Raw genomic sequence first — 24,811 nt, forward strand, 5'->3', positions numbered from 1 at the left:
TGCCTTGAGTGCGCCCCTCCCCAACGAGTCCTCCCATGTCCTCCCCTGCCTCAGCTCCCCTCGCCGGCCTCCGCGTCCTTGAACTCGCCCGCATCCTCGCCGGGCCCTGGTGCGGGCAGTTGCTCGCCGATCTCGGGGCGGAGGTCATCAAGGTGGAGCGGCCGGGCGGCGGGGACGATACCCGCACCTGGGGCCCGCCCTTCCTGAAGGGGGCAGACGGGGCGGACCTCGGCGCCGCCTATTTCCATTCGACCAATCGCGGCAAGCGCTCGGTGGCGGTGGATTTCGAGACCGAAGACGGCCAGAAGATCATTCGCGATCTCGCCCGGCAGAGCGATGTGCTCATCGAGAACTTCAAGGTCGGCGGCCTGAAGAAGTACGGGCTCGATTATGAGAGCCTGAAGAAAGAGAATCCGCGCCTTGTCTATTGCTCCGTCACCGGCTTCGGGCAGGACGGCCCCTATGCGCCGCGCGCGGGCTATGACTTCCTGGTGCAGGGCATGGGCGGCATCATGGACCTCACCGGCGCGCCGGATGGGGAGCCGCAGAAGGTGGGCGTCGCCTTCGCCGACATCTTCACCGGCCTTTATGCCACCGTGGGCATCCTCGCCGCCCTGCGGCGGCGCGACGAGACCGGCACGGGCGGCCATGTGGACATGGCGCTGCTGGACACGCAGGTGGGCGTGCTGGCCAACCAGGCCATGAACTATCTCACCTCCGGCAAGGCGCCCAAGCGCATGGGCAATGCCCATCCCAATATCGTGCCCTATCAGGTCTTCCCCTGCGCGGACGGCTATTTCATCGCCGCCATCGGCAATGACGGGCAGTTCGCCCGCTTCTGCGCCGTGCTCGGCGCGCCGGAGCTGGCGCAGGCGGCGGACTACGCCACCAATCCCGCGCGCGTCGCCAACCGCGCCGTGCTGGTGCCGAAGCTCACCGGGCTGACCATGGCCTTCGCCCGCGACGATCTCCTCGCCGCGCTGGAGGCGAAGGGCGTGCCGGCGGGGCCGATCAATACGGTGTCGCAGGTGTTCGAGGACCCTCAGGTCAAGGCGCGCGGCCTGCGCGTGGACCTTGCGGAGGCCGGCGGCGGCACCATTCCCGCCGTGGCGAGCCCCATCGTGCTCGACGGCGTGCGGCAGGTGGCGAAAAGCGCCAGCCCGCGATTGGGGGCGGATACGGAACAGGTGCTTGCGGCGCTGAAGGCGCTGGCGGGGAACTGACAGGCTCTCCCGAAACCCCGCGCCGGCCGGACCGGGCGGCGCAGGGATACAATGATGATGGGGCGCGTCGCGCCCCGATCAGACGGCCCTCACGCCACGCAGGTGAGGAAGCCCTCTTCGAGCAGGTCGCGCTTGAGCTGGCGGCCGATGAAGACGATGCGGCTGAGGCGCTTCTCGTCGTCCTTCCACGGGCGCTGGTGGTCCCCGTCGAGGATCATGTGCACGCCCTGGAACACGAAGCGGTCGGGATCGTCCTTGAACGACAGGATGCCCTTGGACCGCAGGATGTTCGGCCCCTCCACCTGCACGATGTTCTGCACCCAGGGGAAGAACTTGTCCGGGTCCAGCGGCTTGTCGGTGGAGAAGGAGACCGACTGGATCTCCTCGTCATGCACCGCCTTCAGCCCGTGGTGATGGTGGTCGTGGTCGTGGTGATCGTGCCCGCAGTCCGGACCGCAGGCCTCGCCATGGGCGTGGTGGTGATGATGGTGCTCGTCCTCCTCAAGGAAGGCGGGCTCCAGCTCCAGCACGCGCTCGAGATCGAAGGCGCCCTGGTTCAGCACCTTGGCGATGTCGATCTCGGACTTCTGGGTGCGATAGAGCTTGGCGTAGGGGTTGATGCCGCGGATGCGGGCTTCCACTGCGTCCAGCTCCGCGCCGGTCACGAGGTCGGTCTTGTTGAGGAGGATGACGTCGGCGAAGGCCACCTGATTCTTCGCCTCGGGGGCGTCCTTCAGGCGGTCGGAGAGCCACTTGGCGTCGGCCACCGTGACCACCGCGTCGAGCTTGGTCTTGGCCTGCACTTCCTCGTCCACGAAGAAGGTCTGGGCCACGGGGGCAGGGTCCGCCAGCCCGGTGGTCTCGACGATGATGCCGTCGAAGCCGCCCTTGCGGCGCAAGAGGCCGTCGATGATGCGGATGAGGTCGCCGCGCACGGTGCAGCAGATGCACCCGTTGTTCATCTCGAACACTTCCTCGTCGGCGCCCACCACGAGGTCGTTGTCGATGCCGATCTCGCCGAACTCGTTGACGATGACGGCGAATTTCTTGCCGTGGGGCTGCGACAGGATGCGGTTGAGCAGCGTGGTCTTGCCGGCACCCAGATAGCCGGTCAGCACGGTGACGGGGATCTTCTCGGCCTGCGTTTCAGCCATGGCTTCACCTTGGTACTGCGGCGGCCGCGCGAGGCGGCCGCCGGAAGGAAACGGGCGTCCCCTCAGCTCGACAGAGCGGACGAGAGTTCGCGCACGTTGGAGTGCATCATGTCGATGTAGGTGCTCGCGGGGCCTTTGTCATCGGACAGCGCGTCGGAATAGAGCGTTCCGCCCACCTTGGCGCCGCTTTCCTTGGCGATGCGCTGGATGAGGCGCGGGTCGGTGACGTTCTCGACGAACACGGCCGGGATCTTCTGCGCCTTGATCTGGCGGATGATGCGGCCGACGTCCTTGGCCGAGGCCTCGCTCTCGGTGGAGACACCCTCGGGGGCGACCAGCACCAGGCCGTAGGCCTCGCCGAAATAGCCGAAGGCGTCGTGGGAGGTGATGATGCGGCGCTGCTCGGCCGGGATCTTGGCCATGGCGGACTTCACTTCCGTCTCCAGCGCATCAAGCTTGGCGGTGTAGGCCGCGGCGTTGGCGGTGTAGACGTCGCGGCCGTCCGGATCGGCGGCGATCAGGCCGTCGCGCACGTTGGCCACATAGACCTTGGCGTTGGCGATGGACTGCCAGGCGTGGGGGTCGATGCCGCCGTGGTCATGGCCGCCCTCTTCCTTGGCGTGGTCGTGCTTGGCCTTCCCCTTGGCCTTCGGCTTCTCGTCGTCGTCATGATCGACGAAGCCGGTGCGGGGCGTGATGCCCTTGGTGGCGACGACGATGGGCGCCTTGGTGCCGGACGCCTTGATGAGGCGGTCCATCCAGCCTTCGAAGCCGAGGCCGTTGACGAACACCACCTTGGCCGCGGCCACCGCCTTCGCGTCGGCGGGGGTGGGCTGGTAGACGTGGGCATCGCCGTTGGGGCCGACGATGGTGGTGACGGCCACGCGGTCGCCGCCCACCTGCTTCACGAAATCGCCGAGGATGGAGAAGGAGGCCACCACGGGCATCTTCTGGGCAGGGGCCTGCGCGAGCGCCGGCCCGGCCATGGGCAGGCCAAGGCCGGCGACCATGCCGGCGGCGAGGAGGAGACGTCTGGAGATCATGAAAGTCCTCTTCAGGCTTCAAGGTGACGGCGAGGGACGAGGCGGCCGGCGAGACCGCCGATCGGCCCGAAAAAGACGGCGCCGGCATAGGCGAGACCGGCGACCAGGATGATGGACGGGCCGGACGGCGTGCCGAGGTTGTAGGAGACGAGCAGCCCCGCGACGCCCGAGCCGAAGGCGATCAGTGTCGAGGTGGTGACCAGCGCCGTGAGGTCGCGCACGAAGAAGCGCGCGGTGGCGGCCGGCAGCATCATCAGCCCCACCGAGAGAAGCGTGCCGAGGGCGTGGAAGCCGCCCACGAGGTTCAGCACCACCAGCGACAGGAAGGCGATGTGGCTGACGCCGCCGCTGCGGCTCACCGAGGCGAGGAAGGTGGGGTCCACGCATTCCAGCACCAGCGGCCGCCACACCACGGCGAGGGTGAGCAGCGTGATGGTGGTGATGCCGGCGATGAGCACCAGCGTCGCGTCGTCGATGCCCAGCACCGTGCCGAACAGCACGTGCAGGAGGTCCACGTTGGAGCCGCGCAGTGAGACGATGAGCACGCCCAGCGCCAGCGAGATGAGATAGAAGGCGGCCAGCGAGGCGTCCTCCTTCATCCCCGTCGCCCGCGCCACCACGCCCGCGCCCACCGCCACCAGAAGGCCGGCCGCGAGGCCGCCGGCGGTCATGGCGTAGAGGTTGAGGCCGGCGAACAGGAAGCCGATGGCCGCGCCGGGCAGGATGGCGTGGGCCATGGCATCGCCCGTCAGCGACATGCGCCGCAGCATCAGGAACGCGCCCACCGGCCCCGCGCCGAGCGACAGCGCGAACACGCCGGCCAGCGCCCGCCGCATGAACTCGAACTCCACGAAGGGAGAAATGAAGGTGTCATAGAGGCTCATCGAACCATCCCGGGCCGCGTGCCGCGCTCAAGGCGGCCGGCCGGATCTGTCATCGTCCTGCCCTTGCGCTTGGCCGGGGAGCCGATCCGGTGGGTTGGAGGAACCGGACCGGCCTTGGACGGAGCCCGTGGTCCCCGGCCAAGCGCAAAAGCAGTGATGTGCGTCCAAAAGACCGGCGTCAGCCGGTCGGTGAAAGTCGGATCAGGCCGCGTCGGAGCAGGGGAGGGCGTCGTCACGCCATGACTCGCCCATGCGGCGGGCCTTGAGCAGGTTCTCGGGGTCGAGCGCTTCCGCGGTGGGTCCCCACGCGACAGGCGTGCGGGCGAGGAGCAGCGTCTGCGGGAAGGTCGCGCGCACCAGATCGAAATCGTGCAGCACCGCGATGACGGTGCGCTGCTCGCCGTGCCAGCGGCGGACCAGTTCCACGAGGTCCGACACCGTCTTGGCATCGAGGGCGGTGAACGGTTCGTCGAGCAGGATCACGCGGGCGTCCTGCAGCAGCAGGCGGGCGAACAGGGTGCGCTGCATCTGCCCGCCGGAGAGCGTGCCGATGGGCCGGTTCTCGAACCCTTCGAGGCCGACGGCGGCGATGGCGTGCTCGATCTTCTCCCGATCGGCCCGGCCGATGCCGCCGAACAGGCCAGCGCGCCTCCACAGGCCCATGGACACCATGTCGTAGACATGGATGGGAAAGCTGCGGTCGATCTCGGCGCCCTGCGGCAGATAGGCGATCTCGCGCGGGTCGAGGCCGTGACGGTCGATGGTGCCGCCGAGCGGCTTCAGCGCGCCGCCGATGGCCTTGAGGAGCGTGGACTTGCCGGCGCCGTTGGCGCCGCAGATGGCGAGCAGCGCACCCTTCTCCACATCGCCGGAGAGGTGGTGGACGGCCGGGTGGCGCTCATAGCCGAGGGTGAGGTTGCGGAACGAAATCTGCGCGGTCATGCGCCGCCTCCCGTCACCAGCAGGACGGCGCTCCACAGCACGAGGAGGAGCACCGACACCAGCGCGAGCCGCCCGGCAAGGGACATGCGCAGCACCGATGCGCCGATGCGCACGGGCGGCCTGCGGCCTGCCGGAGAAGCGGCATGGGTGTGATGGCCGTGCCCATGATCGCCCTGGTCGTGTCCCCCCGCGGCTCCGGCGCCGACGGGCGCGGCGCGGTCCTGCCGGCCGGTCGCCTCGCGGGCCGGCGGCGTCGCTGCGGAAGGGGAAAGGGACAGGGACATGGGGGCCGGCGCGCTGGTTTCGATGGCCAGTTGATACAGTGTATCGCTCGACCTTGTCCAGCCCGCCGACACCCCACCGCACGCTTTTGTGCGGTTCCCCTCAGTCAGTCGGAGCGCCTATTCGGCGGCTGCGGCAAAGGCGCGGAAGCTGCCGAACCGGGTGATGTCCCGCGCCCCGTCGAGGGCCGCCGCCTCGGCCAGGAAGCCGGTGACATGGGTGCCGTCGTCCAGTTCCACCTGCCCGAGCCCCAGCGGCGCGGGGACGGTTGCGAGCAGGCGGCCGACGCCCTCGAAGGGCAGGGACCACACCTCCCCCTCCACCGCCGCGCCCTCCGTAGTCACGCGCACCACGCCCGGGCGGGGCACGGCTCCGGGGAGGAGCTTCATGCGATAGGACGGCACCGTCTTGGCGGCGCGCACGAAGCGCGCGCCCATGGCCTTCAGGTCGCCATTGAGCGGCATTCCGGAGAGGTGGGCGCCGAACACGCACACATCGAGCCGCCCCGGCTCGCTGGCCGGCGCCAGCGGGGGCAGGGCAGGCGCCGGCGCATGGCCACAGCCCAGCGGCAAATTGCCCGCCGCCACATAGGCGCGGCCCAGCGCCGCCATCTCCGCATCCTTCCCGGCGGGGGCGAGGAGGGTGATGCCATAGGGCACGCCGGCGGCGGTGATCTTGGTCGGCACCGCGATGCCGCACAGATCCATCAGGTTCACGAAATTGGTGTAGGTGCCATTGCGCGAATTCAGGCGGATGGGGTCCGCCAGCACCTCCTCCACCGTATAGGCGGAAGGCGCGGTGGGCAGCAGCAGAGCGTCGATGCCGGCGAGGATGGGGGCGACGCGGGCGCGCAGCTCCTTGAGCTTGTACATGGCGCGGAAGGCATCCGCAGCGCTCGCCTTGCCGCCCGGTTCGGTGATGGCTCGTGTCACCGGATGCACGGCATCGGGATCGGTGGTCAAAAGGTGCTCGGCGGCGATCCAGCGCTCCGCCACCCACGGCCCCTCATAGAGCAAGCGGGCGGTCTCGGCGAAGGCGGAGAAATCGATCTCCTTCAGCACCGCGCCCAGGGACGCGAAGCGCGCCAGGGCTTCCTCATAGGCGGCGGCCGACTCGGCATCGCCAAAGAATTCCCGCTGCGCCTCGGGCAGGATGCCCAGCACCGGCGCGGGCGGGGCGGCGGTGAGCGGGCCGATGGGCAGGTCGCGGGAATAGGCGTCCTCAGCGTCGAAGCCTGCGATGACGTTCAGCACCGCCATGGCATCGTCGACGGTGAGGGCGAAGATGGAGATGCAGTCCAGCGTCTTGCAGGCCGGCACGAGGCCGGTATTGGGCACGAGGCCGAGGGAGGGCTTCAGGCCCACGATGTTGTTCAGCATGGCCGGCACGCGGCCCGATCCCGCCGTGTCGGTACCCAGCGACACCGGCACGATGCCCGCGCCCACCGCCACCGCAGAGCCGGAGGAGGAGCCGCCGGGCACCAGCTCCGGGTTCACCGAGTTGCGCGGGATGCCATAGGGCGAGCGCACGCCCACGAGGCCGGTGGCGAACTGGTCGAGATTGGTCTTGCCGATGATGAGCGCGCCCGCCGCCCTGAGCCGCGCCACGACGGTGGCGTCGCGCGCCGGCACATAGGCGAAGGCCGGGCAGGCGGCCGTGGTGGGCAGGCCGGCGACGTCGATATTGTCCTTCACCGCCACCGGGACGCCGTAGAGCGGCAGCGCCGTATTGCTGGCGGCCTCCAGCGTGGTCGCCTCGGCCAGCACATCGGCTTCGTCACGCAGGGTGATGAACATGGCCGGGTCGTCATGCACCGCAAGCCGGGCATAGACGCCGCGCACCGTATCCGAGACGGAGCGGAGGCCGGACCTGTGGGCTTCGAGGAGGCTGGCGACGGTCTGCATGGTCTACCCTGATGACGGCGCTCCACGCGCCTGATGGCAGGGGTCTAGCAGGAAGCGCGCCACTTGTATGCAATTTCTGATAAACACATAAATATCATATATTTGACTCAAATGAACTGCGCCCCGCAGCGGCTTGATTTGCCACTGCGGGGCGCAGGATGTGCACCTTATGCCGAAAAAGTGAGCAGGCGTTACTGGCTCGTCCGGTTCTGCTCGGCCGGCGAAAGGGTCCGGCCGGGAGGGGCGTCGGGCGCGGTGGTCATGGGCGGGGGATTGCCGCGCGGCACGGTGATGTTCTCCGGCGCGGTCTCGCTCGGTTCGGGGCTGCCGCGGTTGGAGAACATGTTCGCCGCGACCAGCGCGAGGACCAGCACGAATGCCGCGGCGACGAGCATGCCCTGGCGTTGCATGGGGCTCTCTCCTTTTGGTGGATATCGCCCCCTCAACGCCCCGGACCCGGTGCCGGGTTCCCTTTTTTGAGGTCAGTCCCGGAACACCACGGTGCGGGAACCGTTCAGCAGCACCCGGTCCTGCAGGTGCCAGGAGATGGCCCGCGCCAGCACCCGACGCTCGATGTCGCGCCCCTTGCGCACGAGGTCCTCGGGCGAATCCTGGTGGGAGATGCGCTCCACGTCCTGCTCGATGATCGGGCCTTCATCGAGGTCCGAGGTCACGTAGTGGGCGGTGGCGCCGATGAGCTTCACGCCGCGCGCATGGGCCTGATGATAGGGCTTGGCGCCCTTGAAGCCGGGCAGGAACGAGTGGTGGATGTTGATGCATTTGCCCGAGAGCTTGGCGGAGAGCCCATCCGACAGCACCTGCATGTAGCGCGCGAGCACGGCGAGTTCCGAGCCGGAGGACTGGAAGATCTCCCAGACCTGCGTTTCCTGCTCCAGCTTCGTGGCCTTGGTCACCGGCAGATGGTGGAAGGGGATGCCGTCGAAATCGAGGTGGGCATAGGTCTCGCGGGGGTGGTTGGAGACGATGCCGGAGATTTCCATGGGGATCTCGCCGATGCGCCAGCGATAGAGCAGGTCCGCGAGGCAGTGGTCGAACTTGGAGGCGAGCAGCAGCACCTTCCGCTTCTCGGATACGGGGCGGAGCGTGAAGCTCAGCGAGAAGGTCTGCGCCACCGCCGCGAAGCCGGAGCGGATTTCGGCGAGGCTGGCCTCGCCTTCGACCACGTTGAACACCACGCGCATGAAGAAGCGGCGGGTCTCGGTGTCGTCGAACTGCTGCGCCTCCAGGATGTTGCAGCCCTTCTCGAACAGGAAGGTCGAGACGCCGGCGACGATGCCGGGCCGGTTGGGGCAGGAGAAGGCGAGAATGATCGGCTCGTTGGGGCTGGTCATGATGCGTCCTTTATGGCGCCGCGCGACTGATGCAGCCGGGCGCCCTGTTCAGAAAATCGGTGCGGGAGAGGAGGCGCGCGCCGCGCTGCCGTCAACCTCGATCGGTGCCGGAGAGCGCGAAGCCGTATTCCGCCGCGCTCGCCGCCAGCCAGCGCAGGAAGGCGGGGGCGAAAGTGTTGCCCACCGCGAAGCGATAGCTTGGGCTCGCGTCCCGCTGCCAGAAGGTGACGCCCACGTGGGAGACCGGCGTCGTCGCCGCGTCGCCCGGCTGGAACGCGCGGGGATCAAGGTCCACCGCCACGCCCTTCACCAGCGCCTCGCGCGCCTTGGGGCCGGAGATGTCGAGCACGAGATTGGCGTCGCTCTGGTCGGTGACGGCGCCAAGGCCGGCCGCCAGCTCTTCGAGACGCCGGCGCAGCGCGGCGCCGTCCGATCCTTCGGCGAACACCAGCCACTTGCCGGGGCCGGTGCCGATGGCCTCAAGGCCGGCGCCGACACTCGCCTTCGGCGCATCCACGAGCGGCAGGCCGGCGGCGGTGGCGGCGGCGATCAGCGCGGCGGTCTTGCCCTTGCGGGAGACCAACGTCGCGGCGGCAAGGTTCGTCACCACCTGCGCCGTGACGCCGGTGGCGCCTGTGACGCCATAGTGCCCGGCCGGAACGAGGTGGGCGGGGGAGAGGGACTGGAAGAGGTCAGACACGCTGCTTCTCCCCTTCGGGATCGACAAAGTGGGGAGAGCACACCTCGACCTCGATGTCACCGCCGCGCACCGGGTCATAGGCGCGCAGCTTCTCGCCGATGCGCTCCGGCCCGCGCTTGAGGAGGCCGAGGCCGATGGAGTGCCCGAGGATGGGCGACCAGGCGACGGAGGTCATGTAGCCCTCGTCATTCTCAGTGGTGGGGGCCGCGCCGAGGGGCAGGAAATGCGCCCCGGCCTTGAGCCGCGCCGCCTTGTCCACCGGCCGGAAGCCGACGAATGTGGGCCGGTCGGGATCGGTGAAGGCGGGGCGGCCCGCCATCACGCGGCCGATGAAGTCCTTCTTGGTGGAGGCCATGCGGCCGAGGCCGAGATCGCGGGCGGAGGTCTGCCCGTTCAGCTCGCTGCCGGAGACATGGCCCTTCTCGATGCGCAGCACGGCCAGCGTCTCGACGCCGTAGGGCGTGATGCCGTAGGGCGCGCCCGCCGCCATGATCGCCCGCATCAGCTTGTCGCCGTGGCGGGCGGGCACCGCGATCTCGTAGCCGAGCTCGCCGGAGAAGGAGAGGCGGAAGACGCGCGCTTCCACGCCGCCCATCACCGTGGTCTGGAGCGCGCCCATGAAGGGCAGGCCGGTGTTGGAGACATCCGCGCCGTCCACCAGCTTCGCCAGCACGTCGCGGGAGCGCGGGCCGGAGACGGCGATCTGCGCCCACTGCTCGGTGATGGAGGCGAGGCACACGTCCAGCTCCGGCCACAGCACCTGCAGGCAGAATTCCAGATGCTGGAACACCTTGGCCGCGTTGGCGGTGGTCGTGGTCATCACATAATGGTCGTCGGCGAGGCGGGCGGTGGTGCCGTCGTCCATGACGATGCCATCCTCGCGCAGCATCACGCCGTAGCGCGCCTTGCCGACGCCGAGGGTGGAGAACATGTTGATGTAGACGCGATCCAGCAGCACGCCGGCATCCGGCCCCTGAAGGTCGATCTTGCCGAAGGTGGACACGTCGATGACGCCGACGCTTTCGCGCGTGGCCTTCACCTCGCGGTTCACCGCCGCCTGCCAGTCCTCGCCGGCCTCCGGGAACCACGCGGCGCGCAGCCACTGTCCGGTCTCGACGAACACCGCGCCCCGTTCCTCCGCCCACTGATGGGTCGGTGTCGGGCGGGTGGGCTTGAAGTCCACGCCGCGATGGTGGCCGGCGAGCACGCCGAGGGCCACCGGGGTATAGGGCGGGCGGAACACGGTGGTGCCGGTCTCGGGAATGCCCTTGCCGGTGAGCGCCGCCATGATGGCGAGGCCCGCCATGTTGGAGGTCTTGCCCTGGTCGGTGGCCATGCCCATCGTGGTGTAGCGCTTCAGCAGCTCCACCGCCCGGAAGCCTTCGCGATGGGCGAGGGCCACGTCCTTGGCGGTCACGTCATTCTGCTGGTCCACGAAGGCGGGGCCCTTGGCGTGCACCTGCCAGAAGGCCTTGAGGCCGTTGGGCGCATCGCCCGCCACGGGGGCGGGAGTCGCGACGGGGGCGAAGCCCGCATTTTCCGCCGCTGCGGCGCCCAGCGCGCTGCCATCCGCGAGGCTTTCGGCGAGCGTGAGGTGCCCGGCGGCGGCGCCCGCCACCACCATGCCCACCGGCACGGCGCCGGGCACGAAGGCGGCGATATCCTCGCGCCAGATGGGCCTGCCGCCCTGATGGCAGGTGAGGTTCACGTTGGGCGTCGCGCCGCCGGAAACGCCGAGCGCCTCCACGGAGAGCGTGCGGACACCCTTGGGCGTGCGCACGGTGACGCCGGACAGGCACTTGCCGGAGGTGGCGATGACCTCACTCCCGGTGAGGAGATCGACGCCCAGCGCCTTCGCCCGCGCGGCCAGCGCAGGGGCGACGGTGTCGCGCACATCCGCGATGGCTTCCAGCTTCACGCCGGTCGCGGCGGCGTCCAGCAGCGCGGCGACGGCGTGGTCGTTGTTGGTGAAGCCCGCTGCCCGCGGCCCCGCGCCCACGCCGAAGCGCGTGGCGTAGGTAGCGAGGGCCAGCGCCGACATGACGCCGGGCCGGTCATTGCCGGGGAAGACGATGGGCCTGTCGAACGCACCCGCCGCCAGCACCGAGCGCTTGGCGATGAAGCGCCACAGCCGCTGGCGGGGCTGGAAGGGGGCGGGGACGGCGAGATGGTCGCTCACCTTCTCCACCGCGCCGAATTCGCCGCCGTCATAGGCGCCGAACACGGTGGTGCGCGGCATGAGGCAGACGTTGGGTAGGCTCGAAAGTTCGGCCAGCGCCCGCGCCACGAAATCCGTCGCGCTGCCGCCGTCGATCTCGGCCTGCTCAGAGAGGAGCCGGCCGCCGAGGCGGAAGTCCTCGTCCGCCAGCACCACCCGTGCGCCGGAGCGCCCGGCCGCGAGGGCCGCTGCAAGGCCGGCAGCGCCGGAGCCGATGACCAGCACGTCGCAGAAATGGGTGGCCTTCTCGTAATGGTCCGGGTCGGCCGTCTCGGCCGCGCGACCGAGGCCGGCGGCACGGCGGATCATGGGCTCGTAGACCTTCTCCCAGAAGGCGGCGGGCCACATGAAGGTCTTGTAGTAGAAGCCCGCGCCGAGGAAGGGCGACACGAGCTGGTTCATGCTGAGCAGGTCGACGTCCAGCGAGGGCCAGCGGTTCTGGCTGGTGGCGTCCAGCGCGTCGAACAGCTCAATGGTGGTGGCGCGGGTGTTGGGCTCGCGCCGGGCGCCGGAGCGCAGCTCCACCAGCGCGTTCGGCTCCTCGGACCCTGCGGTGACGATGCCGCGCGGCCGGTGATACTTGAAGGAGCGGCCGACCAGCCGCACGCCGTTGGCGAGCAGCGCGGAGGCGAGCGTGTCGCCGGGATGGCCGGTGTAGCTCTTGCCGTCGAAGCTGAAGGAGAGGGTGCGGCTGCGGTCGATCAGCCCCCCTGCGGAAAGCCGGGTCATTCGGCCGCCTCCGTCCGGGTGAAGCGCACTGCGGTGATGGTGTGGGTGCGGGTGTCGCGCGTGACGGTGAGCCAGCGGCGGCAGCCGCCCGCGTGGTACCAGAGCTCGTCCATCACGCCGGCGACGTTGTCGCGCTCGTAGACGTAGACGTTGAAGGCGTCCGGCGCCTCGGGATCGGCCGGGTCCGGCCGGGTGGGCGCGGCATCGCCGAGATAGGCGAACTCATGGGACGACCTCGCGCCGCAATAGGGACAGGTGATGCGCATGGGTCAGGTCCGGGTGGAGGGGTGAAGAGCAGCATGGCTCCCCTCTCCCCTCGCGGGAGAGGGGGTGAGGGGCCTGCGCTGGGCTCGGATGGACCGGCGTGTGGTGGAGGAAATACCCCTCACCCCAACCCTCTCCCGCAAGGGGAGAGGGAGTCCAAAAGGCGAGAGCGTGCTCCCAGACGGATTGCACTCTAGGCTCCGCCGTCGCTGGTCCGGGGCGCGAAAATCGAGAAGCGCGCCCATCAGTGCAAATTCGGCTGGGCGCCGACTCCCTTTTCGTCGATCACATGGCCGGTGCGGAAGCGGTCCAGGCGGAAGGCGGCGTTGAAGCGGTGCGCCTCTTCCTTGGCGATGGTCCAGGCGAAGCACCAGCCGGAGGCCGGCGTCGCCTTGAAGCCCCCGTAGTTCCACGCGGTGTTGAGGAACAGGCCAGGCAGGGGACCCACGTCGATGATGGGCGAGCCGTCCATGGACATGTCCACGAGGCCGCCCCACGAGCGCAGCATGCGCAGCCGCCCGATGAGCGGCATCAGCGCCATGCCGCCCTCGGCCACATCCTCCACCACGGGGAGGTTGCCGCGCTGGGCGTAGGAATTGTAGCCGTCGATGTCGCCGCCGAAGACGAGGCCGCCCTTGTCCGACTGGCTGACGTAGAAATGCCCCATGCCGAAGGTGATGACGCCCGGCACCAGCGGCTTCAGCCCTTCCGAGACGAAGGCCTGCAGCACATGGCTCTCGATGGGCAGGCGCAGGCCGAGATGCCTGGTCAGCCGCGAGGTGGAGCCGGCCACCGCGAGGCCCACCTTGCCGGCGCGGATCGGGCCGCGATTGGTCTCCACGCCCACCACCGCGTCACCCTCGCGGATGAAGCCGGTGACCTCGCAATTCTGCACGATGTCCACACCCAGCCGGTCGGCGGCGCGGGCATAGCCCCACACCACGGCATCATGGCGCGCGGTGCCGGCGCGGGCCTGCATCAGCCCGCCCTTGATGGGGAAGCGGGAGTTGTCGAAATCGAGGAAGGGGCAGAGCGCCTTCACCTGTTCGCGGTCCAGCAGTTCGGAATCGGCGCCGGCGAGGCGCATGGCGTTGCCGCGCCGGGCATAGGCGTCGCGCTGGCCGTCCGAGTGGTAGAGATTGATGATGCCGCGCTGGGAGACCATGGCGTTGTAGTTGAGGTCCTGCTCCAGGCCCTCCCACAACTTCATGGACCACTCGTAGAAGGGCTCGTTGCCGGGCAGCAGGTAGTTGGAGCGGATGATGGTGGTGTTGCGCCCCGCATTGCCGGAGCCGATATGCCCCTTCTCCAGCACCGCGATGTTGCGGATGCCGTGCTCCTTGGCGAGGTAATAGGCGGTCGCGAGGCCATGGCCGCCGCCGCCGACGATGATGACGTCATAAGAGGGCTTCGGCACCGCATCGCGCCAGGCGGGCGTCCAGCCCTTCTGGCCGTTGAGCGCGTTGGCGATCAGGCTGAATACGGAATAGCGGGACATTGAACCCCTCGGGACCCTTGGGAACCCCTCGGCGCGGACGCCGATGCACCCCTTTGGAAAAGATATAGCCCCGCCGAAAACCACAGGTAATATAAATTCTGCTTATTCTGTGGGGATGACGGTGCGCGAGCTTCTGCCGTTCGATCTGAAGGCGCTGGAAATCTTCCTCGCCGTCTGCGAGGCCGGCGCCATGGCCGGCGCGGCGCGGCGGCTCGGGCTCACCCAGCCGGCGGTGTCGCAAGCGGTGGCGGAGCTGGAGACGCGCATGGGCGTCGCCCTGTTCGATCGCAGCGTCCGGCCTTTGGGGCTGACGGCCGCGGGCGGCGTGCTCAGGCAGAAGGCGAGTGCGCTCCTCTCCGAGGCCCGGCAGATCGTGCCGGCGCTGAAGGAGACCGAGCACGGCCGGCTGCCGCTGATCCGCGCCGGCCTCGTCGATTCCCTCTCTCGCGCCCTCTCCGCGCCGCTGGCCGGGCGGCTGTGCGCGGTGGCGGAGGAAGTGTCGCTGCTCGCTGGCCTCACGGCGGCCCATGCGAGCGCGCTGCTCTCCCGCCAGCTCGATCTGCTCGTGGGCGTGGACGAACTCGCCGACATCGAGGGGCTGGAGCGCTTCCCGCTTCTGACCGAGCCCTATGTGCTGCTGCTGCCCGCCGGCGAGACGGCGCCCGAGCGGGTGGAGGACGTGGCGCGCCTCGCGCAGCGTCTGCCGCTGGTGCGCTTCTCCGCCCGCTCGCGCACGGGCATCGAGGTGGACCGGCACCTGAGGCGCCTCAAGCTCGATCTGCCGCGCCGGCTGGAGTTCGACACGCCCTTCGGCGTCTCGGCCATGGTGGCGGCGGGGGAGGGGTTCGCGGTGACGACGCCGCTCTGCATCTTCGAGGCGGGGCTGGATCGCGATCGGGTCCGTTACGCGCCGCTGCCGGGTCCCGCCTTCTCCCGCAGCCTGACGCTGATCGGCCGCCGGCAGGAACTCGGCCGCCTGCCGCGGGAGGTGGCGGGCTTCTGCCGGCAGACCCTGGACGAGGCGGTTCTGCCCGTCCTGCGCGCCACCCTGCCATGGGTGGGCGACGCGCTCGGATAGAAGGCGCGGCAACGTGTGGAACTGCTGAGGGTCAAGCTTCATGGCGGCCAATTGCCAAGCTGTGGAAGTTGAGTTTTCAGCCTGACGTTAAGTTTGTGCTGAAAAGTCCGATCCCGGAGGCACCACCGCCCGCTGTCGGCCGCGACCGTTTGATGATACCCCTACGTCGTGTCGGGGCATTCATTTGAAGACGGGGTGGGGCAACAATGCGGATCGGCGGAGTTCTATTTGCAGCGGTAATCCTTGCTGGGTCTGCCTCTGCGGCAGGCGCGCAGACCATGAGCTATGCGCAGGCCGGCGCCCTTCTGGCGCGCAGCTGCGGCGCGGACATCAACAAGTTCTGTTCGAATGTGAATCTGGGCGAAGGCAAGCTGCTCGCCTGCATGGACGGGAAGATCAATCAGGTCAGCGCCAAGTGCAAAGCCGACTATGCGACGGCGAAGGCCTCCATCGCCGAGCGGGATGCGGCGCAGGATTCCATCCAGGAAGTCTGCTCGGCGGACACGGCGCGCCTGTGCCCCGGCATGGTGCCCCAGGACGGCAACCTGCTCTCCTGCCTGCTCCAGGCGACGCGGGTGGTGAGCGACAAGTGCAACGCCGCGATCACCAACGCCGGCTACCGCTGAGCGTCCTCCTCACATCCTCGCACTCGAACGAAGGACGTTTCGCGATGACATCGCCTTTGACCCGCCTTGCACTGGCCGCGCTGCTCGCTGCCGCCGTGCCGGCGATCGCCCCCGCCTATGCCCAGACCGCCCTCTCCGATGGCCAGATCCTCCAGGGGCTGCAAGGCCTGAGCGAAAAGGCCCCGACCATCACCGCGCAGCAGCTGCGCTCCATGGTCCAGACCCACATGGCCCAGAATCCGGGCGAGCAGCTCAGCCGTCCCTCGCTGGCGCTGAAGCTCGACCAGCTGCCGCAGATCAACGTGCAGATCCAGTTCCGCCTCGGTTCGGCGATCATCGAGCCGTCGTCCTACGGCACGCTCGGTGCCATCGCCGATGCCATGCACAACCCGATCCTGCACGGCTACAAGTTCATCGTCACCGGCAACACCGATGTCACCGGCCCGCGCGAGGTGAACCTCAAGCTCAGCCAAGCCCGCGCCGACGCGGTGGTGAGCGCGCTGGTCAGCGTGTTCAACATCAATCCGACCCGCCTCGAGGCGGTGGGGCTCGGCGAGGAAGTGCTGCTCGATCCCAAGCGGCCGACCGATCCCATCAACCGGCGCGTCCAGATCTTCACCGTGGGCCGGCTCGCGCCTTACGTCGCCCAGCGCTGAAGCACCGACGATCCTGCATGAAGAAGGCGCCGACCCCGGCCGGGGCGGCGCCTTTTTCGTTGCGTCGGGGCCGGTGGCACAGCCTCTCGCCGCGCGCGGAAATCCCGTTATCCTGAGGGGCCTGCGCGGCGCGCGGGCCAATATTGGGAGGACAGGATCATGCTCGCTCGACGCCGGTTCATCTCCTGCGCCATCTGCTCGCTGGCGGGGTTTGCCGCGACGCAGGTTGGCGGCACGCAGGCCATGGCACAAGGACAGGCCGCACCCGCCGCGGCGCCCGCCGGAATCTCGCGCAAGGTGCTCGGCCGCACCGACATGCCGGGCGACAAGTATGTCGCCATCCTGATGGAGGCGGAGTTCGACGGCGGCCTCAAGGTGGCGCGTCACACCCATCCGGGCGTCGAGAGCACCTATCTCATGGCCGGGGGCGGCGTGCTCTCGGTGAAGGGCCAGCCCGACCGCACGCTGGCGCCGGGCGACGGCTTCCAGATTCCGCCCGAAGTGCCGCACGCCTTCCAGGTGGGGGGCGACAAGACGAAGCTCGCCATCACCTACATCGTCGAGAAGGACAAGCCGCTGGCGACGCCCGCGCCGGAGTGAGGTGCTCAAAAAAGGTGAGAGCCCGGCGCAGGGGAATGCGCCGGGCTCCCGGGGACAACCGACAGAGCAGGGCTCAGATGTCGAGGGTGTTGTCCCTTTCCCATTGGGTGAGGTGACGGGAGAAGGCGTTCCATTCCACGGTCTTCAGCTTCAGGTAGCCGTCCACGAACGGCTTGCCGAGGCGATCCGTCAGCACCTTGGACTTCTCCAGCGCCCGCATGGCGTCGAGCAGGTTGAGCGGCAGGCGCTTGGCGCCCTTCACCTTGTGCCCGTCGGTGTACATGTTGATGTCGAGGCGCTTGCCCGGATCGCGCTTGTTCTCGATGCCGTCGAGGCCGGCGGCCGCGAGGCCCGCCTGGAGCAGGTAGGGGTTGGCCGCGCCGTCGGCGAGGCGGAACTCGAACCGGCCCGCATCGGGAATGCGGATCATGTGGGTGCGATTGTTGCCGGTGTAGGTGACGGTGTTCGGCGCCCAGGTGGCCCCGGAGATGGTGCGCGGGGCGTTGATGCGCTTGTAGGAGTTCACCGTCGGGTTGGTGAGGGCGCAGAGCGCGTCCGCATTGTGGATGAGGCCGCCGATGAAGTGGTAGCCCAGCTCGGAGACGCCCAGCTCGCCCTTGGGATCGGAGAAGGCGTTCTTGCCCTTCTGCCACATGGACACATGGGCGTGGCAGCCCGAGCCGGTGAGGTTGATGAAGGGCTTCGGCATGAAGGTCGCGCGCAGGCCGTGCTGCTCCGCGATCGACTTCACCATGTATTTGAAGAAGACATGGCGGTCGGCGGTGAGGAGCGCGTTGTCGTAGTTCCAGTTCATCTCGAACTGGCCGTTGGCGTCCTCATGGTCGTTCTGGTACGCGCCCCAGCCGAGCTTGAGCATGGCGTCGCAGATGTCCTTGATGACATCATAGCGGCGCATGAGGGCGGCCTGATCGTAGCAGGGCTTCTCGGCGGTGTCGGCGGTGTCCGAGATGGACTTGCCGTCCTGGGTGATGAGGAAGTATTCGCACTCGACGCCCGTCTTGATCTCGTAGCCGAGGCGCGCGGCGGCGGCGAGCTGCTTCTTCAGCAGCGTGCGGGGCGCCTGCTCCACTTCCTTGCCGCCCATGTAGAGGTCGGCGGCGAGCCAGCCGATCTCTTCCTTCCAGGGCAGCTGGATGAGGCTGGTCGGGTCCGGCACGGCGAACAGGTCGGGATCGGCCGGCGACATGTCGAGCCAGGTGGCGAAGCCGGCGAAGCCGGCGCCTTCCTTCTGCATGGGGCCGATGGCGGAGGCGGGCACGAGCTTCGCGCGCAGGCCACCGAACAGGTCCACGTAGGAGATCAGGAAATACTTGATGCCGCGGTCCTTCGCGACCTTGGCGAGGTCGATCTGGGCAGCGGCGGAAGCGCGGCCTTCGGCCTCGCGGAGCGGCGTACGGAAGTGGTCCATGCGAAATTCCCCGGAATTTGGAAGCGGTATTCTTTGAAAAAAGCCGCGCCGGTCGAGCGGCGCGGCTTGAAGGTTCGGATCAGTATCCGCCGGTCCTGCCGGGCACCCAGGAAGTGCCGGCCAGGGGCACGCCGGCCATGGCGGCGGCCTCCACGGTCAGCGCCACGAGGTCTTCCGGCTCCAGATTGTGCAGGTGGCTCTTGCCGCAGGCGCGGGCAATGGTCTGCGCCTCCAGCGTCATCACCGAGAGATAGTTGGCGAGGCGGCGGCCGGCCTTCACCGGATCGAGCCGCTTGGACAGCTCGGGGTCCTGGGTGGTGATGCCGGCGGGGTCGCGGCCTTCGTGCCAGTCGTCATAGGCACCGGCGGTGGTGCCGAGCGCCTGGTATTCGTCTTCCCACTGGGGATCGTTGTCGCCGAGCGCGACGAGGGCCGCCGTGCCGATGGCCACTGCGTCGGCGCCGAGGGCCAGCGCCTTGGCCACGTCCGCGCCGGTGCGGATGCCGCCGGAGACGATGAGCTGCACCTTGCGGTGCATGTCGAGGTCCTGGAGCGCCTGCACGGCCGGGCGGATGGCGGCAAGGATCGGGATGCCCACGTGCTCGATGAACACGTCCTGCGTCGCCGCGGTGCCGCCCTGCATGCCGTCGAGCACCACCACGTCGGCGCCCGCCTTCACCGCAAGCGCGGTGTCGTAATAGGGCCGCGAGGCGCCGACCTTCACATAGATCGGCTTCTCCCAATCGGTGATCTCGCGCAGCTCCTCGATCTTGATCTCGAGGTCGTCCGGGCCGGTCCAGTCGGGATGGCGGCAGGCCGAACGCTGGTCGATGCCCTTGGGCAGGGTGCGCATGGCGGCCACGCGATCGGAGATCTTCTGGCCGAGCAGCATGCCGCCGCCGCCGGGCTTGGCGCCCTGGCCGATGACGATCTCGATGGCGTCGGCCTTGCGCAGGTCCACCGGGTTCATGCCGTAGCGGGACGGCAGGTACTGGTAGACGAGGGTCTTGGACTGGCCGCGCTCCTCCGGCGTCATGCCGCCGTCGCCGGTGGTGGTGGAGGTGCCCACCGTGGAGGCGCCACGTCCGAGCGCTTCCTTCGCCTGCGCGGACAGCGCACCGAAGCTCATGCCGGCGATGGTGACGGGGGTCTTCAGCGTGATCGGCTTCTTGGCGAAGCGGGTGCCGAGGGTGACCTCGGTGCCGCACTTCTCGCGATAGCCTTCCAGCGGATAGCGCGACATGGAGGCGCCGAGGAAGAGCAGATCGTCGAAGTGGGGCAGCTTGCGCTTGGTGCCGGCGCCACGGATGTCATAGATGCCGGTCGCCGCGGCCCGGCGGATCTCGGCCAGTGTCGCCGGATCGAAGGTGGCGGAGAAGCGCGGCGGGGTGCGCGGCGTGTTGTTGTGGGCGGTCATGGGGTCCTCACCCGGAAAAGTTCAACTGCGGTCGGTGCATCCCGCCCGTGGCGGGCGCGACGGCGGCGCGCGTCAGTAGGCGGACGCGTTGTCCACGTGGAAGTTGTAGAGCTGGCGGGCGGAGCCGTAGCGCTTGAACTCCGAGACATCGACCGCGCCTTCGAGGCCGGCGGCCTTCAGCTTCTGGGCCAGGAGCGCCTTGTGCTCGTCCCGCATCTCCTTCTCGATGCAGTCCGCGCCCAGGCTCTTCACCGTGCCGCGCACGAAGAGCTTCGCCTCGTAGAGGCTGTCGCCCAGCGCCTCGCCGGCATCGCCCAGCACCACGAGGGAGCCGGACTGACCCATAAACGCGCTCATGTGGCCGATGGAGCCCTTCACGACGATGTCCACGCCCTTCATGGAGATGCCGCAGCGGGCCGAGGCATTGCCATCCACCACGAGCATGCCGCCATGGGCGGTGGCGCCGGCCGACTGGCTGGCATCGCCGCGCACATGCACGAAGCCGCTCATCATGTTCTCGGCGACGCCCTGACCGGCATTGCCGTGGATGATGACGGAGGCTTCCGCATTCATGCCGGCGCAGTAGTAGCCGACATTGCCCTCGATCTCGACGGTGAGGGGCATGGCCAGCCCCACCGCCACCGCGTGGCGGCCGTTGGGGTTCAGCACCCGCCAGCGGCGGGCGTTGGATTCAGCGGTGGCCTTGTGAAGGGCCTCGTTCAGCTCGCGCAGCGGCGTGGTGGCGAGGTCGAAGGTCACGTCCGGCGCAATGGCGTTCACTGTGCGCGCTCCCAGAAATACACGGTGGCGGGCTCGGGCTCGAAGACCTTGGCCTTGGCGATGCCGGGCAGGTCGACGAGCGCGCGGTATTCCGAGCCGAAGGCGACATACTGGTCGGTCTCGGCCATCACGGCGGGCTTGCAGGCGATGGGATCACGCAGCACGCCGAAGCCGCTCTCGGTGCCCACCACGAAGGTGAAGAAGCCGTCCAGGTCCTTGAGGCCCGCTTCCAGGGCCTGCCCGAGGGAGGCGCCTTCCCGCATCCGCCAGGTGAGATAGCCGGCGGCCACCTCGCTGTCGTTCTCGGTCTCGATGGCGATGCCTTCGCGCTTCAGCTGCCGGCGCAGGGCATTGTGGTTGGACAGCGAGCCGTTGTGCACGAGGCACTGGTCGGCGCCGGTGGAGAAGGGATGCGCGCCGGCGGTGGTCACCGCGCTCTCGGTGGCCATGCGGGTATGGCCGATGCCGTGGGTGCCGCGCATCTGCGCCAGGCCGAAGGTCTGCGCCACGGAGGAGGGCAGGCCGACCTCCTTGAAGATTTCCATGCGGGAGCCGGTGCCCACCACCGCCACCTCGGGATGGCGCTCGGCGAGGAAGGCGCGCACGGCGGCCTCACGCACCTGCGGGATTTCCACCACCGCATGGGTGCCGTGGAGGACGAGGGCGGGCATGCCGTTCGCCGGGCCGGACAGGCCGGCGGCGAGGCCCTCGAAATCATAGCCCCGGGCGGCGCGCAGGGAGAGCTTCACACTGTCCTTGCCGCCGGCGCCGTAGACCGCGAAGCCCGCGCTGTCGGGGCCGCGATCAGTCATGACGCAGAGCATGGACGCGAGCATGGCACCCAGCTCGCCTTCGAGCTTCGGGTCCTTGAGGAAAAGTCCGACGATGCCGCACATGGCGTTCGATTTTACTCCATTGCGGGCCGCCGCTGCGGCCTTGTCACAAGGAGTACGCCCGTTAGGCGAGGGCGTCAATCGGAAGAGAATATAATTTTCTCTGGAGGAAAACTTCGCCGATCGTCAGGGTGAGAAGGGCGCGCCGGCTCAGTGCCGGTCGCGGCCGTAGACGATGATGGACAGGTAGGTCATGGGCGCCTTGATGAGGTCTTCCGGGCCATGGGCGGCACCGGAATCGAACATCAACGCATCGCCGGCGCGCAGGTGATAGGTGCGGTCCGCGTGGCGGTAGAGCACCTCACCGGAGAGCATGTAGATGAACTCCACGCCCGCATGGCGGAAGCCCGTGTAGGGCGCCGCCTCCTCCGTCAGGGTGATGAGGTAGGGCTCCACCACGATGTCGCCGCCGAGGCCGTGGCCCAGCAGTTCGTACTGATGGCCGACCTTGGTGCCGCGCCGCTCGATGATGACGCCCTGCTGCGCCTTCACGAAGGAGCAGTCGCGCCGCTCCTCGAAGGCGGAGAACAGCGTGGTGAGCGGCACGTTGAGCGCCTTGGAGATGGATTGCAGCGTGGCGAGGGAGGGGGAGATCTGCCCGTTCTCGATCTTCGACAGCATGCCCACCGAGATGCCGGCCGCGCCCGCGAGGTCGGAAACCGTCAGATCCAGCTCGCGGCGGATGGAGCGCACCTGCACGCCCAGAGCCTCCTCCAGCGTGACCGCCTCCGCTGCGGGGGCGCTGGACCCGGTGACATAGTCGGCAGTCTCCTGGTCGACGCTCTTCGGCTCGGCGACGCTCTTCATCTTGCGCTCGGGCACACCATCCCCCGTCGTTCCCGCATATCCGCCCCAGCCGTGATGCTGCGTCCGGGCGGTGATTTGCCGGCCATTGTGCCAGCTTCCGCGCAAGAATGCATCGCACCGTTGGCGACTCGCGCGATGGCACGCGGGTGGAGAAAAGTGGCTGTCTGCAACCCGCTCAGGACGGCGGGCGCCCGTCCCGCGATCGCGTGCGTGTCCGGTGACAGGGGGGCGGAAACGCTTGTCCCGAAACGCATCGAGGCGATCACCGCCGTGGCTTGTCCACAGCTCCCACGCGCCGCCCTACAGACTGCATGCCGGCTCTGGACACGACCCGATTTCCTCCCTATACACTCGCCGCTCCGAAGGGGTTGACGCCCCTCCGGACCCGGGCCCCGGCTCGGCGGATGCCCAGGTAGCTCAGTTGGTAGAGCATGCGACTGAAAATCGCAGTGTCGGTGGTTCGATTCCGCCCCTGGGCACCATCCATTTTCTAAGATACTGAAATCATTTGGTTTTTCGCTTTATCTTTCCCACTGGACACGGTGGGTAAGGCAGAGTGGGAAAGATTTGTTCACTCTTTGGTCGGCGCCACGAGGTGCATGGCGTCGCCCGCGAGGCGCTTGCGGTTCGCTTTCCGGGTGTAGCGCGCGGCCTGCTTGGGGCTCTCCCATCCATAGATCGCCATGAGCTGATGCTCGGTCGCGCCGTTCTCGGCGGCGATCGTGGCGCCGGCCTTGCGCAGGCCATGGGCCGAGCACTGAGGCAGGCCGGCTTCGTCGCATCGATCGCGAAACCAGTTGCCAAAGCCCGCGTCGCTGAAGGGCGCGCCGAATTCCGTCACGAGGAAGGTCATGTGGCTTCCTGGCGTGGCGTCTATGACCGCCTGGAGCTGCGGCAGCACGGGGATCTCCCGCTCTTTCACGAGGTGGCGGCGGCCCTTCATCTCCGTGAAGCGCAGCCATCCGTTCCGGATCATCTGGCGGCCGAGCTGGACCACATCGGAGCGCCGCACGCCGGTGTAAAGGAGAAGCGCGAGCGCGAGGCGGGCCTTGGAGCCGAGGGGATGCCGCGCCTCATATTGCTCGATCTCGTCCACGGTCCATGTGTGCCAGCCGTTACCGGCCGCCGTGAAATAGGGCACGTCGCGGGCGAGGTTGACCGTGATGCCGGGGAGTTCATCGGCGATCGCCCAATTGAACACCTTCCGAAGCACCTTGATTCGGCTGTTGCCGGCCTCCGGCGCCGCGAGCTTGCGATCGCGCAGCACGCGGATCGCCTTGACCGTCAGTCGATCGAGGGGGAAGTCGGCATAGAAGGTCTTGGCGCCTGGCTCGGTCGGCTCCTCGAACATGCTTTCCAGAATGAGCTTGCGGACATGGCGGGTGCGCGCGCTGTCGCGCTTGTGGTCCGCGCTCTCGGCCATGAACCGAATGCACATCCAACGGAACGTGCCGGGCTTCGGGGTGCGGTCGCGGGCCTTGTCTTCCGTCTCCTCCGGCTCGATGGGGACGGGGGAGAAGGCGCGCGCGATCGCCTCATCATAGGCCTTGCGGAATTCCGGGGTGCCGGGGCGCTCGCGGATGCGGATCTTCTTGTGACCCTTGCCGCGCCACACATAGATCCGCACGTTGCCGTGGCGGTCCATGTCCTCATAGACGTATTGCAGCCGGTCCAGCATGGGTGCGCCGCTCATCATACCGCCACCCGTGCCCACGGATCGTCGCGGTTTTCCTCTTGTGCGCCATCGGGCAACGCGTCGAACGCAGCGTCAAGTTTCCTGCGATCCCACACCGTGCGGGAGTTGATCCTCTTCGCCGGCGGCATGCGGCCATCCTTCACCAGCTGATCGAAGGTGCCGGCGGACACGCCGATATAGGCCGCAGCCTCCGTGCGGGAGAGGCCGCGCGGGGGCAGGCTGATGGGAAGGATGTCATGCCGGGCCATTCTTGTCCCCCAAGGCCCTGATGCGCTCGGCCACCTGGCGGGCCTGCGCCTTGGTCAAGCGCTTGCGGACGGCTCGGCGGACGGCATCGCCATCGTCGTAATAGACGTAGGCGATCGACGTTCCGGCTGCGTCCTCGATGGCGAAGCTTTCCGTATGCTCGATGACGCGGAGCGGCAGGAATATCTTCGTCATGGCGGCCTCGGCGGAATTCCCCGCCAAAATGTCCCATGCCGCCGCGAGCCGGTCCACCAGCCGCCGGCCGGCCTCGGCCACCTCGCATAGATCCTCGATGCGGGTGAAGAGGAGCATCCGCGCGGCGCTGGTTTCGCCGGCGGCCTCATATTCGGTGACAATGCCGAGGGCGCGTTCAAATGGCGTCATGGCGCA

At 68.4% G+C, this 24,811-nt stretch carries 25 protein-coding genes and 1 tRNA gene; 6 read left to right on the plus strand and 20 right to left on the minus strand.

Annotated features, from left to right (window positions below; all coding sequences use genetic code 11):
- Positions 1-35 precede the first annotated feature (35 nt).
- Positions 36-1,223 carry a CaiB/BaiF CoA-transferase family protein gene (locus tag A37E_RS0118910; RefSeq protein ID WP_029558035.1) on the plus strand — a complete coding sequence of 396 codons (1,188 nt, stop codon included), beginning with the start codon at positions 36-38 and terminating at the stop codon, positions 1,221-1,223.
- A gap of 89 nt (positions 1,224-1,312) precedes the next feature.
- Here A37E_RS0118910 and A37E_RS0118915 read toward each other — a convergent pair whose 3' ends face one another.
- The 12 genes from A37E_RS0118915 to A37E_RS0118970 form a co-directional block, all read right to left on the minus strand.
- Positions 1,313-2,377: a GTP-binding protein gene (locus tag A37E_RS0118915; RefSeq protein ID WP_029558036.1), complete on the minus strand. Its 1,065-nt coding sequence runs from the start codon at positions 2,375-2,377 to the stop codon at positions 1,313-1,315.
- A 62-nt stretch (positions 2,378-2,439) separates the two neighbouring features.
- Entirely contained in the window at positions 2,440-3,420 is a 981-nt protein-coding gene (locus A37E_RS0118920) for a zinc ABC transporter substrate-binding protein (protein WP_029558037.1), read from the minus strand.
- A gap of 11 nt (positions 3,421-3,431) precedes the next feature.
- Complete coding sequence (locus tag A37E_RS0118925) at positions 3,432-4,304, minus strand: metal ABC transporter permease (protein WP_029558038.1); 873 nt, start codon at positions 4,302-4,304, stop codon at positions 3,432-3,434.
- 201 nt (positions 4,305-4,505) lie between these two features.
- The gene (gene aztA / locus A37E_RS0118930) at positions 4,506-5,246 is read right to left on the minus strand and encodes a zinc ABC transporter ATP-binding protein AztA (RefSeq protein ID WP_029558039.1); all 741 of its coding nucleotides are present in this window, start codon (positions 5,244-5,246) and stop codon (positions 4,506-4,508) included.
- Positions 5,243-5,530: a hypothetical protein gene (locus A37E_RS26075; protein WP_051679168.1), complete on the minus strand. Its 288-nt coding sequence runs from the start codon at positions 5,528-5,530 to the stop codon at positions 5,243-5,245. Before A37E_RS26075 ends, aztA begins: the two co-directional genes overlap by 4 nt.
- A gap of 117 nt (positions 5,531-5,647) precedes the next feature.
- Positions 5,648-7,432, minus strand: a complete 1,785-nt coding sequence (atzF, locus tag A37E_RS0118940; protein ID WP_029558041.1) for an allophanate hydrolase — start codon at positions 7,430-7,432, stop codon at positions 5,648-5,650.
- Between the two features lie 191 nt (positions 7,433-7,623).
- Entirely contained in the window at positions 7,624-7,842 is a 219-nt protein-coding gene (locus tag A37E_RS0118945; protein WP_029558042.1) for a hypothetical protein, read from the minus strand.
- A 72-nt stretch (positions 7,843-7,914) separates the two neighbouring features.
- Complete coding sequence (gene purU, locus A37E_RS0118950) at positions 7,915-8,784, minus strand: formyltetrahydrofolate deformylase (protein WP_024279543.1); 870 nt, start codon at positions 8,782-8,784, stop codon at positions 7,915-7,917.
- A 91-nt stretch (positions 8,785-8,875) separates the two neighbouring features.
- A complete protein-coding gene (locus tag A37E_RS0118955) occupies positions 8,876-9,484 on the minus strand; it encodes a sarcosine oxidase subunit gamma family protein (RefSeq protein ID WP_051679169.1) in 609 nt (202 codons plus the stop codon).
- Positions 9,477-12,431, minus strand: a complete 2,955-nt coding sequence (locus tag A37E_RS0118960; RefSeq protein ID WP_029558044.1) for a sarcosine oxidase subunit alpha family protein — start codon at positions 12,429-12,431, stop codon at positions 9,477-9,479. Before A37E_RS0118960 ends, A37E_RS0118955 begins: the two co-directional genes overlap by 8 nt.
- Positions 12,428-12,697, minus strand: coding sequence for a sarcosine oxidase subunit delta (locus A37E_RS0118965; RefSeq protein ID WP_029558045.1), 270 nt, complete (start codon positions 12,695-12,697; stop codon positions 12,428-12,430). The genes A37E_RS0118960 and A37E_RS0118965 overlap by 4 nt, the downstream gene beginning before the upstream one ends.
- A gap of 242 nt (positions 12,698-12,939) precedes the next feature.
- Positions 12,940-14,193 carry a sarcosine oxidase subunit beta family protein gene (locus A37E_RS0118970; protein WP_029558046.1) on the minus strand — a complete coding sequence of 418 codons (1,254 nt, stop codon included), beginning with the start codon at positions 14,191-14,193 and terminating at the stop codon, positions 12,940-12,942.
- A gap of 115 nt (positions 14,194-14,308) precedes the next feature.
- Here A37E_RS0118970 and A37E_RS0118975 point away from each other — a divergent pair, with 115 nt between their 5' ends.
- The 4 genes from A37E_RS0118975 to A37E_RS0118990 all read left to right on the plus strand — a co-directional run bounded on the left by A37E_RS0118975 (position 14,309) and on the right by A37E_RS0118990 (position 17,153).
- Positions 14,309-15,271, plus strand: coding sequence for a LysR family transcriptional regulator (locus A37E_RS0118975; RefSeq protein ID WP_029558047.1), 963 nt, complete (start codon positions 14,309-14,311; stop codon positions 15,269-15,271).
- Between the two features lie 278 nt (positions 15,272-15,549).
- Positions 15,550-15,897, plus strand: a complete 348-nt coding sequence (locus A37E_RS0118980) for a cysteine rich repeat-containing protein (RefSeq protein WP_051460615.1) — start codon at positions 15,550-15,552, stop codon at positions 15,895-15,897.
- A gap of 44 nt (positions 15,898-15,941) precedes the next feature.
- Positions 15,942-16,553: an OmpA family protein gene (locus A37E_RS0118985; protein WP_029558049.1), complete on the plus strand. Its 612-nt coding sequence runs from the start codon at positions 15,942-15,944 to the stop codon at positions 16,551-16,553.
- A 159-nt stretch (positions 16,554-16,712) separates the two neighbouring features.
- Positions 16,713-17,153, plus strand: coding sequence for a cupin domain-containing protein (locus A37E_RS0118990; protein WP_029558050.1), 441 nt, complete (start codon positions 16,713-16,715; stop codon positions 17,151-17,153).
- A gap of 73 nt (positions 17,154-17,226) precedes the next feature.
- Here the strand turns inward: A37E_RS0118990 and glnT are convergent, their stop codons facing one another.
- The 5 genes from glnT to A37E_RS0119015 form a co-directional block, all read right to left on the minus strand.
- Entirely contained in the window at positions 17,227-18,582 is a 1,356-nt protein-coding gene (gene glnT / locus A37E_RS0118995; protein ID WP_245272262.1) for a type III glutamate--ammonia ligase, read from the minus strand.
- A 79-nt stretch (positions 18,583-18,661) separates the two neighbouring features.
- Entirely contained in the window at positions 18,662-19,999 is a 1,338-nt protein-coding gene (locus tag A37E_RS0119000) for an FMN-binding glutamate synthase family protein (RefSeq protein ID WP_024279533.1), read from the minus strand.
- 72 nt (positions 20,000-20,071) lie between these two features.
- The gene (locus A37E_RS0119005; protein WP_024279532.1) at positions 20,072-20,779 is read right to left on the minus strand and encodes a protein glxC; all 708 of its coding nucleotides are present in this window, start codon (positions 20,777-20,779) and stop codon (positions 20,072-20,074) included.
- A complete protein-coding gene (locus A37E_RS0119010) occupies positions 20,776-21,675 on the minus strand; it encodes a glutamine amidotransferase family protein (protein WP_024279531.1) in 900 nt (299 codons plus the stop codon). The genes A37E_RS0119005 and A37E_RS0119010 overlap by 4 nt, the downstream gene beginning before the upstream one ends.
- A 147-nt stretch (positions 21,676-21,822) precedes the next feature.
- Positions 21,823-22,479: an XRE family transcriptional regulator gene (locus A37E_RS0119015; protein WP_029558051.1), complete on the minus strand. Its 657-nt coding sequence runs from the start codon at positions 22,477-22,479 to the stop codon at positions 21,823-21,825.
- A 406-nt stretch (positions 22,480-22,885) separates the two neighbouring features.
- Here A37E_RS0119015 and A37E_RS0119020 point away from each other — a divergent pair.
- Positions 22,886-22,961 (plus strand) — tRNA-Phe (locus tag A37E_RS0119020).
- A gap of 89 nt (positions 22,962-23,050) precedes the next feature.
- Here A37E_RS0119020 and A37E_RS0119025 read toward each other — a convergent pair.
- From A37E_RS0119025 to A37E_RS0119035, 3 genes are read right to left on the minus strand one after another with little or no spacing between them, the layout of a single operon-like run.
- A complete protein-coding gene (locus tag A37E_RS0119025) occupies positions 23,051-24,172 on the minus strand; it encodes a tyrosine-type recombinase/integrase (RefSeq protein ID WP_245279379.1) in 1,122 nt (373 codons plus the stop codon).
- Positions 24,172-24,423 carry a hypothetical protein gene (locus tag A37E_RS0119030; RefSeq protein WP_029558053.1) on the minus strand — a complete coding sequence of 84 codons (252 nt, stop codon included), beginning with the start codon at positions 24,421-24,423 and terminating at the stop codon, positions 24,172-24,174. Before A37E_RS0119030 ends, A37E_RS0119025 begins: the two co-directional genes overlap by 1 nt.
- Complete coding sequence (locus A37E_RS0119035) at positions 24,410-24,805, minus strand: hypothetical protein (RefSeq protein WP_029558054.1); 396 nt, start codon at positions 24,803-24,805, stop codon at positions 24,410-24,412. The genes A37E_RS0119030 and A37E_RS0119035 overlap by 14 nt, the downstream gene beginning before the upstream one ends.
- Between the last annotated feature and the right edge of the window lie 6 nt (positions 24,806-24,811).

The sequence above is a fragment of the Xanthobacter sp. 91 genome, assembly GCF_000702385.1.
In the GTDB taxonomy this organism is placed as follows: Bacteria; Pseudomonadota; Alphaproteobacteria; order Rhizobiales; family Xanthobacteraceae; genus Xanthobacter; species Xanthobacter aminoxidans.